Genomic DNA, 15,416 nt, shown 5'->3' on the forward strand with positions numbered 1-15,416 from the left:
GTCAGTACCGGATTCTGGGGTCGACCACGACGTAGAGGACGTCGACGAACACGTTCAGCAGGACGAACAGCAGGGCGTACACCAGCACGAGGCCCTGGACGACGGCGAAGTCCCGCGCCGCGATCGAGTCCACCAGCAGCCGCCCGATCCCCGGCCAGCCGAACACCGTCTCGGTCAGCACCGCCCCGCCCAGCAGCGCCCCGAACTGCAGGCTGATGACCGTCAGGATCGGGATGAACGCGTTGCGCAGCCCGTGCTTGACGATCACGGTCGCCGGGGGCGCCCCCTTGGCCTGCGCCGTCCGGATGTAGTCCTGCCCGAGCACCTCGAGCATGCTGGCGCGGGTCATCCGGGAGACGAGCGCGGTGGAGAACGCACCGAGGGTCGCCGCCGGCAGCACGATCGAGAGCGGCCCCTCGCTCCCGGCGGCAGGCAGCCACCCCAGCGTCACGGCGAACAGCAGGATCAGCAGCAGGCCCAGCCAGTAGACCGGCATGGACACGCCCATCATCGCCACGCCGGAGATCACGTGGTCGAACACGGAGTTGCGGCGCACCGCGGCGACGACGCCGGCCGACACCCCGACCACCGACCCGATGACGGTGGCCACCACGGCGAGCGTGAGCGTGGCCGGCATCCGGGCGACGATCTCGAGCGCCACCGGCCGCGATGTGCGGGCCGAGATGCCCAGGTCGCCCTGCAGCACCCCGGAGATGAACGACCCGTACTGCACGGGCAGCGGTTGGTCCAGCCCGAGCTGGGCCCGGATCCGGTCGACCTGCTCCGCGCTCGCGTCCAGCCCGGCCAGCACCCGCGCCGGGTCACCGGGCAGCACCCGCAGCATCAGGAAGATCAGCACCGACACCCCGAACAGGGTGATCAGCGACAGCAGCAGCGTGCGCACGATGTGCGCGGCGGTGCCTTTCATGCCCGGCTACCCCACGTCACTGGCTCGCCGGCCGGGCGTGGAGGGCGTCGAACTTCTCCGTGGGCGTGGTGGCGATGCCCGTGACGTCCTTGGAGTGGACGACCGGGAAGGACTGCGTCCACAGGAAGATCCAGGGCGCGTCCTCCCAGATGGTCTTCGAGGCGTCGCAGTACTCCTGCTGGCGGGCACCGCTGTCGATCTCGACGTCGGCCTTGGCGAGCAGGTCCTCGACCTTCGGGTTGGTGTAGAACGCCGTGCCCAGCCCGGTGGGCGGGTGGGTGGCCGAGCGGAACATCTGCATCTGCTGGTCGGCGTCCAGGATCCCCGGGGCCCAGCCGAGCAGGTGCATGTCCACCGTGTTGTCCGAGTGCGGTGCGTTCACGCGGCCGAGGAACGCGCCCCAGTCGCTCGTCGAGACGTTGACGTTCAGGCCGACCTCGCGCAGGTAGCCCGCGATGGCCTCGGCCGCCTGCTGGTCCTGCACGTAGCGGCCGCTGGGGGTGAGCAGCTCCAGCGCGGCGCCCTGGGCGCCCGCGGCGGTGAGCAACTGCCGGGCCCGGTCCGGGTCGTAGGCGTAGGTGCCGGTGCGGCAGTAGCCGAACAGCGCGGACGACATCGGGGCGTCCATCACCTTGGCCGCCCCGAACAGCACCTTGTCGACGATGGCCTGCTTGTCGACGGCGTAGTTGAGCGCCTGCCGGACCTGCGGGTTCGACAGCAGCGGGTCCTGGTTGTCCAGCGCGATGAAGATCGAGCGGTCGCTGTCGCCGAGGATGACGTTCACGTCGGGGTTGTTGCGCAGTGCCGCCAGGTCCGACACCGGCGGCAGGATGATCATGTCGACCTGACCGGCGAGCAGCAGGCTCTCCCGCGTGGCCGCCTCGGGGACGATCCGGAACTCGACGGTGTCGTAGTACGGCTTCTCACCCCAGTACCCCGGGAACTTCGTCACCGTGAGGCTCTGGCCCGCCGTGAAGCTCGTGAACGTGTACGGCCCCGTGCCGACCGGGTGCTGGTAGTTGTCGTAGGTGTTGCCCTCGGCCTGCACCGAGGCCGGCGAGATCATCCCCGCCGTCGTGATCGTCAGGGCGTTCAGGAAGATCGGCGCCGGCTTGCTGAGCGTGATCTCGACGGAGTGCTCCCCGGTGGCGGTGGCCGACTGCATCGTCTTGAACGGGGCGCCGAGCGGGACCCGCAGCTTCGGGTCGGCGATGCGCTTCAGGTTGAACACCACGGCGTCCGCGTTGAACGGCGTGCCGTCGTGGAACGTCACGCCCTGGCGGAGCGTCAGGTCCACCGTGAGCCCGTCCGGTGAGGTCTCGACCTTCTCGGCGAGGTTCCCGACGATCTTGCCGTCCTGCACCTTCACCAGCGTCTCGACCATGTAGTCGACCACGTTCTGCACGGTGGTCGTGGTCTGGCCCGCGGAGTCCAGGGTGTCCAGGTCGATGCCGATGGCCACGGAGAAGTTCGAAGCGGCGCCGTTGCCGGAGCCCGCTGCCGGGTCCTGCTCGAAGCTGCACGCGCCGAGGAGGAGCCCGGCCGCGACGAGCGCGGCGAAAGACCTCATCCGAGCGGTACGTCGTCGTGCCGTTGGCCTGTTCATGGGCTCCTGCCGTTTCGGTTACGTGATCACGGGGCGGACGTCGGCGAAGTGGCACGCGCTGGGATGGCCGTGGCCGAAGCGGTCGGTGAGCTCCGGCTCCTCCTCGGCGCAGATCGGCTGCGCCTTGGGGCAGCGGGTGCGGAAGTTGCAGCCGGACGGCGGGTCGGCCGGGCTCGGCACGTCGCCGGTGAGGATGATCCGCTCCCGGGTCCGCCGCGCCCGCGGGTCGGGGATGGGCACGGCCGACAGCAGCGCCTGTGTGTAGGGGTGGGCCGGGCGCTCGTAGATGTCCGACCGGGTCCCGATCTCGACGATCTTGCCGAGGTACATCACCGCCACCCGGTCCGAGATGTGGCGGATCACCGACAGGTCGTGGGCGATGAAGACGAACGACAGCGCGTGCTCCCGCTCCTGGCCCGACGGCGCCTGCACCTGCCGGAGCAGGTTCACCACCTGGGCCTGGATCGACACGTCCAGGGCCGACACGGGCTCGTCGAGCACCAGCACCTGCGGGTCGAGGGCGAGGGCGCGCGCGATCCCGATGCGCTGCCGCTGGCCGCCGGAGAACTCGTGCGGGTAGCGATCGGCGTGCTCGGGGGTCAGCCCGACGGACTCCAGCAGCGCGTCCACCCGCCCCCGCAGGTCGGCGCCGGAGGCCAGGCCGTGGATCTGGTACGGCTCGCCGACGATGGCCCGCACCGTCATCCGCGGGTTCAGCGACCGGTAGGGGTCCTGGAAGACGAACTGCACCTCCCGGCGGACGTCCTTCATCCGGGCCCGTCCGTAGTCGGTGATGTCGGCGCCGCGGAAGAAGATCCGGCCGGACGTGGGCTCCTGGAGCTTGACGACGGTGCGGCCCGTGGTGGTCTTGCCGCAGCCGGACTCCCCGACGAGGCCGAGGGTCTCGCCTGCGTGGAGGGTGAAGCTCACGCCGTCCACCGCGTAGACCGTGCCGATCTGGCGGCGGGTCACCCCGCCGCGGATCGGGAAGTGCGTCCTGAGGTCCTCGACCCGCAGGACCTCGGTGCCGTCGGCGGAGGTGCCGTCGGCGGAGGTGTCGTCCGGGGTGCTCATGACCCGGCCGTCCCCAGCTCGCCGGAGACGACCGCCATCTCCGCGGGCACCTCCTCCGCGAAGTGGCACGCGGAGAGCGCCCCGGGGCCGACGTCGCGGAGCGGCGGTACCTCGGTGCGGCAGATCTCGCGGCCCTTCGACACCCGGCAGCGCGGGTGGAAGGAGCACCCGGTCGGCAGGTCGATCAGGTCCGGTGGCGATCCCGGGATCGGTTCGAGCTGCTCGACGTCGATGTCCAGGCGGGGCAGGCTGCTCAACAGCCCGAGGGTGTACGGGTGCCGGCAGGCCGAGAAGATCGAGAAGACGTCCGCGACCTCGACCACCTTGCCCCCGTACATGACCACCACGCGGTCGGCGTTCTCGGCGATCAGCGCGAGGTCGTGGGTGATGAGGACGGTCGCGGCATCGGTCTTCTCCTGCGCCGTGCGGAGCACGTCGAGCACCTGCGCCTGGATGGTCACGTCGAGCGCGGTGGTCGGCTCGTCGGCGATGAGCACCGTGGGGTTGTTGGCGATCGCCATCGCGATCATCGCGCGCTGGCGCATCCCGCCCGAGTGCTCGTGCGGGTACTGGTCGTACCGGACCTCGGGGTTGGGCACGCCGACCGACGTGAGCAGCTCGATCGTCCGGTGGCGCGCGTCGTCGCGGCGCAGCTCCCGGTCGTGCAGCCGGAGCGCCTCGGCGATCTGGTCCCCGACCGTCAACACGGGGTTCAGGCTCGTCATCGGGTCCTGGAAGATCATCCCGATCTCCCGGCCGCGCAGCCGCCGCAGCGACTTCTCCGGCAGCGTCAGCAGGTCCCGCCCGCCGAAGAGGATCTCGCCACCGACGACCCGCCCCGGAGGGCAGGGGACCAGGCCGAGGATCGACATCGCGGTCACGGTCTTGCCGGAGCCCGACTCGCCCACGACGCCCAGCGTCTCGCCGGGGTACAGGTCCCAGCTGACGTCGGTGACGGCCTTGACCACCCCGCCCGGCGTGACGAACTCCGTCGTCAGTCCACGGACGGACAGAACGGGATCGGGCACGAGCGGGCCTCCTCGACGGACCGGTGCGGTGAAGGTAGGACAGATCCCCGCCGGCCGGGATGACATCTGCATAACGGGAGCAGGAGCGACGACGGCGGCGGTGCCCACTGGGGCGAGCACCAATCGCCCGAAGCGGGCGAACCGGAACTAGTACCTATCCGGGTGTTCTCGGTCACGCGGGATGGAAATTCCCGCCCGGAACCGCCAGGGTGTAGAGGCGCCGTAGGGGAGTATCCCGGCAACGGTGGCGTCGTCAGCACGGAGATGGCTCCGCGGGCCGGGAACGGTCGCGCGGGTCCTGACCCCGGCGCCATCGCTTCGCGGTCCCGACACCGGGGACCCGCGGAGGGGAGAGACCTCGGAGCAGCCTTTCTGCTGCCCGAGACCCCTGGAGGCCCCGCACGTGAACGTGCCCGCATGGCTCTGGTTCGCCACCATCGGTGGCCTGGCCGCCGTCATCCTCGCCGACCTGCTCCTGGCGGTCCGCAAGCCGCACGAGGTGACGATCAGGGAGGCCACCCGCTGGGTGATCTTCTACATCGCGCTCGCCGTGCTGTTCGGGCTGGGCGTCTGGTACTTCGCCGGCGGCACGTACGCCGGTGAGTTCTTCGCCGGCTACATCACCGAGTACTCGCTCTCGGTCGACAACTTGTTCGTGTTCGTGGTGATCATGTCGTCGTTCGCGGTGCCGCCGATCCACCAGCAGCGCGTGCTGCTGGTCGGCATCGTGATCGCACTGGTGTTGCGCGGCGTCTTCATCGCCGTCGGCGCCGCCGCGATCAACGCCCTGAGCTGGGTGTTCTACCTCTTCGCCGCGTTCTTGATCTACACGGCCGTCAGCATGGCCCGGCAGGGCATGGGCGGCGCCGACGAGGAGTGGAGAGAACCGCGGGTCGTCGGGCTGGTCCGGCGCATGCTCCCCGTCACCGAGGAGTACCACGGCGCCAGGACCACGGTCGTGCACGACGGCAAACGCTGGGTCACCCCGATGCTCATCGTGATGATCGCGATCGGGATGACCGACCTGCTGTTCGCCCTCGACTCCATCCCGGCGATCTTCGGCCTGACCCAGGAGGCGTACCTCGTGTTCAGCGCGAACGCGTTCGCGCTGATGGGCCTGCGCCAGCTCTACTTCCTGCTCGGCGGCCTGCTCAAGAAGCTCGTCTACCTCTCGTACGGGCTCGCCGTGATCCTGGCCTTCATCGGTGTGAAGCTCGTGCTCCACGCCCTGCACGAGAACGAGCTGCCGTTCATCAACGGCGGCGAGCACGTCCCCGTGCCGGAGATCGGGATCGGACTCTCGCTCTCCGTGATCGTCGGCGTACTGGCGATCACCACGATCGCCAGTCTGGTGGCCGTCAAGCGCAACCCGGCCCTGGCCGAGTGAGGGCCGGGCCGGGTCGGCTCGGGTGACCGGTCAGCTCTGGCCGGAGGTGGCCGCCCGCCGGGGGAGCACCCAGCCCGGCCGGACGAAGTGGCAGGTGTAGCCGTACGGGTACTTCTGGAGGTAGTCCTGGTGCTCCTCCTCCGCCTCCCAGAAGTCCCCGGCGGGCTCCACCTCCGTCACGACCTTCCCGGGCCACAGGCCGGACGCGTCGACGTCGGCGATCGTGTCGCGGGCGACGCGCTCCTGCTCGGCGCTGGTGTAGTAGATCGCCGACCGGTAGCTGCGCCCGACGTCGTTGCCCTGGCGGTCCTTCGTGGTCGGGTCGTGGATCTGGAAGAAGAACTCCAGCAGCTCGCGGTAGGTGATGACGTCGGGGTCGAAGACGATCTCCACGGCCTCGGCGTGGTCACCGTGGTTGCGGTAGGTCGCGTTCGGCGTGTCGCCACCGGAGTAGCCGACGCGGGTCGTGATGACGCCCGGTCGGTCGCGCAGGAGTTCCTGCGCTCCCCAGAAGCAGCCGCCCGCCAGGATCGCGCGCTCGGTCGCCATCGTGATCGCCTCCTCGACGCAGGTGTTCGCGGGTGTCGCTCCCGCACAACCAGGGCGGCGGGGCGCCTGTTCCTCAGCCCCACACGCCCGTCGCGGCGGTGTTGCGAGCGTAGTCCGCGAAGTCCCGCGCGGGTCGCCCCAGCACCCGCTGGACGCCGTCGCACACGTGGGCGTTGCGGCCGTCCAGCACGGAGGTGAACAGGTAGGTCAGCAGGCCGACGACGTCGCCGGGGACGCCCTCGGAGGTGAGGGACGCGGAGAAGTCCTCGACGGGGACCCGGGTGTATCCGATGGTGCGGCCGGTGGCGGCGGCGATGGCGGCGACGGCGTCGGCGAAGGTCAGCAGGCGGGGGCCGGTCAGCTCGTAGACCTGCCCGATGTGACCGTCCTGGGTGAGCACCGCCGCGGCGGCGTCGGCGATGTCGTCGGCGTCCAGGAACGGCTCCTCCACCTCGCCTGCGGGCAGGTACACGTGGCCGGCGAGTACGGAGTCGAGCAGGTAGTCCTCGCTGAAGTTCTGGTTGAACCAGCTGCAGCGCAGGACCGTCCAGTCCGCGCCCGACGCGGCCAGCGCCCGTTCGCCCGCCCGGGCCTCCTCCTCGCCGCGGCCCGACAGCAGCACGAGCCGGCGGGCGCCGGCCTTCATCGCGGTCTCGGCGAGCGCGCCGATCGCCGCGGGCGCTCCGGGCGCGGCCAGGTCGGGGTAGTACGAGATGTAGGCGGCGTCGACGCCCTCGAAGGCGGGCCCCCAGGTCGCCGGGTCCTCCCAGTCGAACGGGACGCCGCCGGACCGGGACCCGATCCGCACCGGCCGCTCCTGCGCGGTCAACCGCTGGACGAGGCGCCGGCCGGTCTTGCCGGTGCCACCGATGACGAGGGTGAGCGGGTTCATGGCATGTGCTCCTCGCGAGTCGTGCGGGGTGGACGACACGACGATCGGCCGGAACGGGATTGGCAACAACGAGCACGTGTGCAACGGTTGTTAACCCACAGGTTCACGGTTCGGGGTTCGCGTGGAGCGGCGTGACATCGAGATCTTCCTGACGCTGGCCGAGGAGCTGCACTTCGGCCGCACCGCCGAACGCCTCCACGTCTCCACCGCCCGCGTCAGCCAGACGATCAGGAAGCTGGAGCGGCGCATCGGCGCAGCCCTGTTCGAGCGGACCAGCCGGCGGGTCGGCCTCACCCCGATCGGACGCCGCCTGGACGAGGATCTGCGGCCCGCCCACGAGCGGATCGTCGAGGGCATCGACCGGGCGATCGCCGCGGGCCGCGGCATCGACGGCGAGCTGCGGGTCGGCTTCATCGGCACCGCGGTCGGCCAGTTCCTGCACCGGGTGGCCGCCGCCTTCCACGGCCTGCACCCCGCCTGCCACGTGCGGGTCCTGGAAGCGCGCTACAGCGACTTCCTCGACCTGCTGCGCGCCGACGAGGCCGACCTCGTCCTCGTCCCGGTCACGGTCGCCGAGCCCGACCTCACGACGAGCGCGGTCCTGTTCCAGGAACCGACGGTGCTCGCGGTCTCGGCCCGCCACCCCTTCGCCCGGCGCGAGTCCGTGGCACTGGACGACCTGGCCCGCGACAAGGTGCTGCGGCCGCGCTCGTTCCCCGACTACATCGACGAGGGCCTGGTGCCCCGCCGCACCCCGGCCGGCAGGCCGATCGAGCGCGGCCCGGAGTTCGGCACCGTCCAGGAGATGCTGTCCCTCATCGGCGCGGGCCAGGGGATGTTCCCGGTGCCCGCGCACGCCGCCCGGTTCGACACCAGGCCGGACATCGCCTACGTCCCCATCCGGGACGGGCTGCCCAGGGAGCGCAGGTTCGTCTGGCGGACCGCGGCCGAGACCCACCGGATCCGGGTCTTCACCCAGGTCGCCCGCGATGTGGTCGCACGGTCGGAGAACCCGCTGCAGGGGTGAGCGGCCGGGGTCCGGACCGGCCTCCCAACCGGATCAGGGCTCAGCCCTGGTCCCGTGCGGTGGCGGTCACCGGATCCGGTGCAGAGCGGCGCGGGCGGCCCGGGACAGGGCGGCCAGGTCGTCGGCCGGGGTGTGCGCCCTCCGGTAGCCCCCGGCCGGGGCGGACGGGAGCCCGGAAGCGGCGGGACCGCGCGGGGCGAACGGGTTGCGGTCCTCGCCGTCGCGGCTGTCGGCGCCGTAGCGCAGCGCGACCACCGCGGCGAGGGCCACGGTCAGCCAGATCCAGTGCATGCATCCACCCGGGCTCGCTCGGTGCTGGTACCCCCACACCGAGCATGCTCCGGGTCGATTGAGCGAAGCAATTCATTGTTCGGATCACAGCGATCGCGCTCTACGATCGTCGGCGTGGAGATCCGGCAGCTCAGGGCGGTGGAGGCGGTGGTGCGGCACCGCCACTTCACCCGCGCCGCGGAGGAGCTCCACGTCGCCCAGTCGGCGCTCTCGCACCAGATCCGGCAGCTCGAACGCGAGCTGGGGATCTCGCTGTTCGAGCGCAGCAGCCGCCGGGTCGCCCCGACCGACGCCGGCCTGGCCGTCGCCGCACGGGCGCGCCGGGTGTTCGCGGAGCTGGACGCGGCGCGCCAGGAGGTCGACGAGTTCCGCGGCGTCCTGCGCGGCCACATCCGGATCGGTGCGCTCGTGCCCGCGGGGGGCGTGGACGTCCTCGGGCTCCTCGCCCGCTTCGGCCGCGCGCACCCGGGCGTCGAGATCGCCCTCCGCGAGGGCATCGCCGCGGAGATGTTCCGCCGCATCGCCGACGACGAGCTCGACGCCGCCTTCTGCCTGCTGGCCGGCGAGGTCCCCGCCGGGTGCACCGTCGACCCCCTGGGGCACGACGAGGTGGTCGCGGCGTTCGCGCCCGACCGGGCGCCGGCGGCGCCCCGCGTCACCGTGGCCGACCTCGGCCGGGAGCCGATCGTCTCGACCCATCGCGGCTCGGCCATCACCACCGTCCTCGCCGGGCTGTTCGCCGAGGCCGGCCGGCCGCTGCGCCTCGCGCTGGAGAGCGGCGACCCGTTCCTCCTGCGGTCGCTCGCGGCCCGGGGATTCGCCACGGCGATCCTGCCCAGGTCGCTCACCGCCGTGCCCGGCCCCGAGCTCGCGGTGCGCGGCCTGGATCCCGCCGTCCGGGTCCCCGTGGCGCTCGTCTCGCGCCGCGACCGCGCCGCCCCGCCCGCGGCTCGGGCGTTCATCGAGTTCGTCCGGCGGGAGGCGGCGTCCGGCGGATAGCCGAACCGAGGAGTGTGGGCTGGTTCTGTACATGCAGCCTGTACGTACAGACTGCCTGTATGTATGCTCGCCGATGTGACGACATTCGTTCTGGTGCACGGGGCCTGGCACGGCGGATGGTGCTGGCGCGACGTGGTCGCGCCGCTGCGCTCGGCGGGTCACGACGTGGTGGTTCCGACCCTCCTCGGGCTGGGGGAGCGGGCAGGCGAGTTCCGGCCCGACATCGGGCTGCGCGACCACGTGGACGACGTGGTCGGCGCGCTGGAGGGGGCGGACCTGCGGGACGTCGTACTGGTGGGGCACAGCTACGCGGGTCTCGTGGTGCGGGAGGCCGCCGACCGGGTGCCGGAGCGGGTCGCCCAGCTCGTCCTGGTCGACGCGTGGGCGGGGCCGGACGGTGCGTCGATCGACTCGCTCGCGCCGGAGTACTTCCGCAGCTGGGTCGACTCGGTCAGCGACGGCGGGGCGACCCCCGTCCCGGCCGCCCGGACCGCGGGGGTGACCGATCCGCAACAGGTCGCGTGGGTCGAGGCGCTGATGACGCCGCAGCCGCGCCGGACGTTCTCCGACCCGACCCGGCTCACCGGTGCCGTGGACGCCGTCCCGTGCCGGGCGGTGATCTGCACCCCGCCCGGGCGGATCCCGTTCGGCGCGTGGGCGCGCGGGTTCGGCTGGCCGACCGTGGAGCTGGAGTCGGGGCACGACGCGATGATCACCGCGCCCGGCGCGCTGGCCGGCATCCTCCTGGAGGACGCGTGACGAACCGCAAGGTCGCGCAGGGGGAGCACAGCCGCGACGCGCTGACCGCCGCCGCCATCACGCTCTTCGCCGAGAAGGGGTTCGCGGAGACGTCGACCACGGAGATCGTGGAGCGGGCCGGTCTCACCCGCGGTGCCCTCTACCACCACTTCGCCGACAAGGACCAGCTCTTCGAGGCCGCGCTCGAGGCCGTGGAGGGCGACATCTTCGACCGCGTCCAGGCCGCGGCCGCCCCGCTGGGCGACGACCTCCGGCGCCGGCTCGGCACGGGCGTCGGCGTCTTCCTCGACGCCTGCCTCGAGCCCGCCGTGCAGCGGATCCTCCTGCAGGAGGCCCCCTCCGTGCTGGGCTGGGAGCGGTGGCAGCGGCTCGACCGGCCGCGCTGCGCGCGCCGGCTGCTCGCGGTGAACCTCGCGGAGGCCGTCGACCGGGGGCTGGTCGCGGCGCCGTCCTCGGCGGCGCTCACCCACCTGCTGTACGGCGCCCTCGTCCAGGCCGGGATCGTGATCGCCGGCGCCGAGGACCCGCGTGCGACGCGCACGATCATGGGGGAGACGGTCGACCGCCTCCTCGACTCCTTGTTCGACTAGCGATTCCGGAGAGTGGTGGAGATGCGCGTCGTGCGCCAGCGGGAGTGGGGCGGCCCGGAGACCCTCGAGGTGCTCGAATCGCCCGTGCCGAGGCCGGCGCCCACCGAGGTGCTCGTGCGGGTCGCCGCGGCCGGGGTGAACCCGGTGGACGTCTACACCCGGCGGGGCCTGGCCTACAACCAGGTGCTCGGCCTGCCGTTCGTGAACGGCTGGGACGTGGCCGGCGTGGTGGAGGAGGTCGGCTACGGCGTCACGCGGTTCCGGCGCGGTGACCGGGTCTTCGGGATGCCCCGGTTCCCCTTCGAGGCCGGCTGCTACGCCGAGTACCTCACCGCGCCGTCGCGGCACCTCGCACCGATCCCGGACGGCCTGGGCTTCGTCGACGCCGCCGCGCTGCCGCTCGCGGGGCTCACCGCGTGGCAGATGCTCGTGGACGCCGCGGGCGTGGCACCCGGCGACCGGGTGCTGGTCTCCGCCGCGGCGGGTGGGGTGGGGCACCTCGCCGTGCAGGTCGCGAAGGCGCGCGGCGCGTACGTGATCGGCACGGCGAGCGCCGCCAAGCACGGTTTCGTGAAGGAGCTCGGGGCCGACGAGGTCGTCGACCACACGGCCGTGGACGTGGGGGAGGCCGTCCGCGACGTCGACGTCGTGGTCCAGATGTTCGGAGGTGACCAGGCGCTGCGGGCGCTGTCGTGCCTGCGCCCCGGTGGGATCATGGTCAACGCGCAGGGCGCATGGACGCCGGGGATGGCCGAGCGCGCCGCGGAGCTCGGGGTGCGCGCCACCTGGTTCCTGGTCGAGCCGGACGCCGATGGGCTGGAGGCGCTCGCCCACCTCGTCGCGGGCGGGCGGCTCGCGGTGCACGTCTCGGCGCGGTTCCCGCTCGCCGAGGTGGCGGCAGCGCACGCGCTGATCGCCGAGGGGCGCACCCTCGGCAAGATCGTGCTCACGGTCGACGGGTCCGGGGCGTGATCCTGGCGTTGGGCAGGGCGGGGGCGGGCAGGCGCTGCGGCGTTCCGGCGTAGCCCGCGACGCGGCCGAACCGGTCGGACCCGCGCTCCCACGCCTCGCGGAACGCCACGATCTCGTCGTGGCTGCGGCCCAGGAAGTTCCACCACATCACGATGTCCTCGTCGAACGGTGCGCCCCCGAGCAGCAGCACCCTGGCCGGGCCGGCGCCGGGGTTGGTCAGCTCGAGCTCCGTGGCGCCGGCCCCGAGGTAGCCGAGGTCGCTGCGCGCCAGCTCGGTGGCGGCCAGCAGGACCGGGCCGGTGTCCACGAGGACGCCGTGTTCGTGCGAGCGATCGACGGGGAGCGTCACGGTGGTCCCCGGGTCGAGCACGATCTCGGCCCCGAGCAGCGGGGTGAACGTCCGTACGGGGGAGCGCTCGCCCGCGAGCTCGCCGAGGAACACGCGTGCGGTGGCGCCGCCGAGGGCGACCGCGGACGGCGCGTGGTGCTGGAACGCGCGCTCGGTGTGCCGGTGCGCCTCGGGCAGCGCGACCCACAGCTGCACGCCGTGCAGCGTGCTGGTGCCGGGCGTGGAGACCTCCGAGTGGCAGATCCCGTACCCACCGGTCATCAGGTTCACCTCGCCGGGGCGCACCATCGCGTGGGTGCCTAGGCTGTCGCGGTGCTCGACCTCGCCCGCGAAGAGCCAGCTCACCGTCTGCAGCCCGGTGTGCGGGTGCGGCGGCACGTCCATGCCCCTGCCCGTCGCGACGTCGTCCGGGCCGTAGTGGTCGGCGAAGCACCACGCCCCGATGAGCGACCGCTCGCGCTGCGGGAGGGTGCGCCGGACCGTCATGGAGCGCGGGCCACCGAGCGGCACGTCCCGCGCCGTCAGGACCTCGACCTCCGGCGGGCCGGGGCGGCCGCCGTGGCAGGTGAGCTCGACCGGCACCGTTTCGACGTTGCTCATGCAACAAGTATCTGCGGAAGACCACGGTGCTGCGACGGTTCAGCAGCACCCGTAGCTGACCGCGTGCACGATGCCGGGGCGCTGCGGGCAGCTCAGGGTGAGGGTGTGAAGGTGCGGGGCACGGCCGGTTTCCTCCGGATCAGCATTCGACGACGTTCAGGGCGAGCCCGCCGCGCGCGGTCTCCTTGTACTTGTCCTTCATGTCCGCCCCGGTCTCGCGCATCGTCTTGATGGCCTTGTCGAGGGAGACGTGGTGCCGGCCGTCGCCGCGGACGGCCATCCGGGCCGCGGTGATCGCCTTGATGGCGCCGATGGCGTTGCGCTCGATGCACGGGATCTGCACGAGGCCCCCCACCGGGTCGCAGGTGAGTCCGAGGTTGTGCTCGATGCCGATCTCGGCGGCGTTCTCGACCTGGGCCGGGGTACCGCCGAGCACCTCGGTCAGGCCGGCCGCTGCCATCGAGCAGGCCGACCCGACCTCGCCCTGGCACCCGACCTCGGCGCCCGAGATCGACGCGTTCTCCTTGAACAGCAGGCCGATGGCGGCGGCGGTGAGCAGGAAGCGGACCACCCCGTCGTCGGAGAACGAGCCGACGAACCGGCGGTAGTAGTGCAGGACGGCGGGGATGATGCCGGCCGCCCCGTTCGTCGGTGCCGTGACCACCCGGCCACCCGCGGCGTTCTCCTCGTTGACGGCGAGCGCGTACAGGGTGACCCAGTCGACGGCGCGCAGCGCGTCGTCCGCGTCGCCCCCGTCCTCGAGCCGTTCGCGCAGGGCCGCGGCGCGCCTGCGCACCTTCAACCCGCCCGGGAGCACCCCCGTGGTGCGGGATCCCCGCTCCACGCACTCCTGCATCACCGACCAGATGTGCAGCAACCCGGCCCGCACCTCGTCCTCGGAGCGGCGGGCGAGCTCGTTGGCGAGCATGACGTCGCTGATCCGCAGGCCGGTCTCGCGGGTGCACCGCAGCAGCTCCTCGCCGGTGCGGAACGGGTGCGGCACCGGCGTCGGGTCCGCGACGAGCACCGGGCGCCCCGTCTCGTCCTCGTCCAGGACGAAGCCGCCGCCCACCGAGAAGTACTCCCGCGTCAGCAGCTCGGTGCCGCCCCCGTCCACGGCCCGGAAGCGCATGCCGTTGGTGTGGAACTCCAGGCGTTTGCGGCGGTGCAGCACGACGTCGTCGTCGACGGAGAAGGCGATCAGGTGCTTCCCGGCCAGCAGCAGCTCGCGACGCGCCCGGACGGCGGTGACGCGGGGCTCGGCGGCCGCCGGGTCGACCACGTCGGGTTGCTCGCCCTCCAGGCCGAGCACCACCGCCTTCACGCTGCCGTGCCCGTGGCCGGTGGCGCCGAGCGAGCCGAACAGCTCCGCGCGCACGCCGGCCGTGCGGGCGAGCAGGCCCGCGCGCTCCAGCCGGGTCGCGAACGAGCTCGCGGCCCGCATGGGGCCGACGGTGTGCGAGCTGGACGGGCCGATGCCGACCGTGAACAGGTCGAAGGCGCTGATGGTCATGTGCGGCCTGCCGCGTGGACGGTGTGCTGCAGCAGCAGCGCAGTGGTGACCGGCCCGACGCCACCGGGCACGGGGGTCAGCCCGGCCGCACTGACGTCCGGGTCGACGTCGCCGACGAGACCCCCGTCGGCCGTCGGGTTGGTGCCGACGAGCACCGCCTCGGCGGTGGCCGGCGCGAACGCGGGCAGGCCGGCGGCGAGCCGGCCCAGGCTGGTGGGGTTCGCGCCGTCGACGTCCTTGGCCGGGTCGATCTCCGGCGTCAGGTCGGCGACGTCGACGCCCGGCGGGAGCGGGGTCTGCAGGATGATCCCGTGGACCGCGGCGTCCGCGGACAGCCGGTGCAGTGCGGCGCGGATCTCCTCCGTGGTGGCCGCTGTGCCCAGGTCCACGACGTCGCAGGCGATGCCGGCGGCGGCCGCGGCCTTCGCGATCGACCGGACGTACCAGGCGCTGGACTCGTCCGCGGTGGCGACGACGACCGCGAGCCGCGGCGGCGTGCCGGCCGCGGTGAGCGCCGCCGCCGTCCGCGTGGTGCGGGCGCGCAGCTCGGCGGCGAGCTCGCGGCCGCTCAGCATCGACGGCCGCATCGGTGATTCGCTCGCAAACTCGCTCATTTCGCCAGCTCCGCCCGCACGGTCGCCGTCACCTCGTCGGCGGCGTCCCGGATGCGGCGGATCGCCCCCCGCGTGGGCGGCGTACTTCGGTCCGTCGCCGTAGCGCGCGACCATCGCCACGAGGGCGGCGGCCTGGGCGGCGTGCAGGGCGGCGGCCGCGCCGCCGCCGGGTGCGGGCACCCGGTCGGCGAGCGCCGTGAGGAAGGCCTGGACGGAGCGGTTGCGCAACGGGAGCACC

The 15,416-nt window shown here is 72.6% G+C and carries 16 protein-coding genes and 1 pseudogene; 6 read left to right on the forward strand and 11 right to left on the reverse strand.

Annotated elements, in window-relative coordinates:
- Nucleotide 1: 1 nt before the first annotated feature.
- The 4 genes from ABEA81_RS35380 to ABEA81_RS35395 are packed head-to-tail and all read right to left on the reverse strand — an operon-like array spanning nt 2 to nt 4,636.
- Nucleotides 2-928: an ABC transporter permease gene (locus ABEA81_RS35380; RefSeq protein WP_345611312.1), complete on the reverse strand. Its 927-nt coding sequence runs from the start codon at nt 926-928 to the stop codon at nt 2-4.
- A gap of 16 nt (nt 929-944) precedes the next feature.
- The gene (locus tag ABEA81_RS35385; protein ID WP_345611313.1) at nt 945-2,498 is read right to left on the reverse strand and encodes an ABC transporter substrate-binding protein; all 1,554 of its coding nucleotides are present in this window, start codon (nt 2,496-2,498) and stop codon (nt 945-947) included.
- A gap of 54 nt (nt 2,499-2,552) precedes the next feature.
- Nucleotides 2,553-3,608, reverse strand: a complete 1,056-nt coding sequence (locus tag ABEA81_RS35390) for an ABC transporter ATP-binding protein (protein ID WP_345611315.1) — start codon at nt 3,606-3,608, stop codon at nt 2,553-2,555.
- Complete coding sequence (locus tag ABEA81_RS35395; RefSeq protein WP_345611316.1) at nt 3,605-4,636, reverse strand: ABC transporter ATP-binding protein; 1,032 nt, start codon at nt 4,634-4,636, stop codon at nt 3,605-3,607. The genes ABEA81_RS35390 and ABEA81_RS35395 overlap by 4 nt, the downstream gene beginning before the upstream one ends.
- Nucleotides 4,637-5,039: 403 nt before the next feature.
- On the opposite strand from ABEA81_RS35395, the gene ABEA81_RS35400 reads away from it, so the two are divergent.
- A complete protein-coding gene (locus tag ABEA81_RS35400) occupies nt 5,040-6,023 on the forward strand; it encodes a TerC family protein (RefSeq protein ID WP_345611317.1) in 984 nt (327 codons plus the stop codon).
- 30 nt (nt 6,024-6,053) lie between these two features.
- On the opposite strand, the gene msrA is transcribed toward ABEA81_RS35400, so the two are convergent.
- The gene (msrA, locus tag ABEA81_RS35405; protein WP_345611319.1) at nt 6,054-6,572 is read right to left on the reverse strand and encodes a peptide-methionine (S)-S-oxide reductase MsrA; all 519 of its coding nucleotides are present in this window, start codon (nt 6,570-6,572) and stop codon (nt 6,054-6,056) included.
- Nucleotides 6,573-6,645: 73 nt separating this feature from the next.
- Complete coding sequence (locus ABEA81_RS35410; RefSeq protein ID WP_345611320.1) at nt 6,646-7,464, reverse strand: NAD(P)H-binding protein; 819 nt, start codon at nt 7,462-7,464, stop codon at nt 6,646-6,648.
- Between the two features lie 121 nt (nt 7,465-7,585).
- Here ABEA81_RS35410 and ABEA81_RS35415 point away from each other — a divergent pair, with 121 nt between their 5' ends.
- Nucleotides 7,586-8,491 (forward strand): LysR family transcriptional regulator, encoded by a 906-nt coding sequence (locus ABEA81_RS35415; protein WP_345611322.1) that lies wholly within the window; start codon nt 7,586-7,588, stop codon nt 8,489-8,491.
- A gap of 66 nt (nt 8,492-8,557) precedes the next feature.
- Here the strand turns inward: ABEA81_RS35415 and ABEA81_RS35420 are convergent, their stop codons facing one another.
- A complete protein-coding gene (locus ABEA81_RS35420; RefSeq protein ID WP_345611324.1) occupies nt 8,558-8,782 on the reverse strand; it encodes a hypothetical protein in 225 nt (74 codons plus the stop codon).
- A gap of 114 nt (nt 8,783-8,896) precedes the next feature.
- Here ABEA81_RS35420 and ABEA81_RS35425 point away from each other — a divergent pair, with 114 nt between their 5' ends.
- The 4 genes from ABEA81_RS35425 (at nt 8,897) to ABEA81_RS35440 (ending at nt 12,102) form a co-directional block, all read left to right on the forward strand.
- On the forward strand, nt 8,897-9,781 hold the full coding sequence (locus tag ABEA81_RS35425; RefSeq protein ID WP_345611326.1) for a LysR family transcriptional regulator: 885 nt from the start codon (nt 8,897-8,899) through the stop codon (nt 9,779-9,781).
- Nucleotides 9,782-9,856: 75 nt separating this feature from the next.
- Nucleotides 9,857-10,540, forward strand: a complete 684-nt coding sequence (locus ABEA81_RS35430; RefSeq protein ID WP_345611328.1) for an alpha/beta fold hydrolase — start codon at nt 9,857-9,859, stop codon at nt 10,538-10,540.
- Entirely contained in the window at nt 10,537-11,130 is a 594-nt protein-coding gene (locus ABEA81_RS35435; RefSeq protein ID WP_345611330.1) for a TetR/AcrR family transcriptional regulator, read from the forward strand. The genes ABEA81_RS35430 and ABEA81_RS35435 overlap by 4 nt, the downstream gene beginning before the upstream one ends.
- Nucleotides 11,131-11,151: 21 nt before the next feature.
- Complete coding sequence (locus ABEA81_RS35440) at nt 11,152-12,102, forward strand: NADP-dependent oxidoreductase (protein ID WP_345611332.1); 951 nt, start codon at nt 11,152-11,154, stop codon at nt 12,100-12,102.
- On the opposite strand, the gene ABEA81_RS35445 is transcribed toward ABEA81_RS35440, so the two are convergent.
- The 4 genes and pseudogenes from ABEA81_RS35445 to ABEA81_RS35460 form a co-directional block, all read right to left on the reverse strand.
- Complete coding sequence (locus ABEA81_RS35445; RefSeq protein ID WP_345611334.1) at nt 12,077-13,051, reverse strand: pirin family protein; 975 nt, start codon at nt 13,049-13,051, stop codon at nt 12,077-12,079. The two genes, ABEA81_RS35440 and ABEA81_RS35445, sit on opposite strands and share 26 nt — an antisense overlap.
- 139 nt (nt 13,052-13,190) lie before the next feature.
- A complete protein-coding gene (locus ABEA81_RS35450; protein WP_345611336.1) occupies nt 13,191-14,564 on the reverse strand; it encodes an L-serine ammonia-lyase in 1,374 nt (457 codons plus the stop codon).
- A complete protein-coding gene (locus ABEA81_RS35455; RefSeq protein WP_345611387.1) occupies nt 14,561-15,178 on the reverse strand; it encodes a tetrahydrofolate dehydrogenase/cyclohydrolase catalytic domain-containing protein in 618 nt (205 codons plus the stop codon). The genes ABEA81_RS35450 and ABEA81_RS35455 overlap by 4 nt, the downstream gene beginning before the upstream one ends.
- Nucleotides 15,179-15,268: 90 nt before the next feature.
- Nucleotides 15,269-15,415, reverse strand: a pseudogene (locus ABEA81_RS35460) (cyclodeaminase/cyclohydrolase family protein); the annotation flags it as partial.
- Between the last annotated feature and the right edge of the window lies 1 nt (nt 15,416).

Origin of the sequence: Pseudonocardia adelaidensis, assembly GCF_039543345.1 — a bacterium.
Taxonomy (GTDB): Bacteria; Actinomycetota; Actinomycetes; order Mycobacteriales; family Pseudonocardiaceae; genus Pseudonocardia; species Pseudonocardia adelaidensis.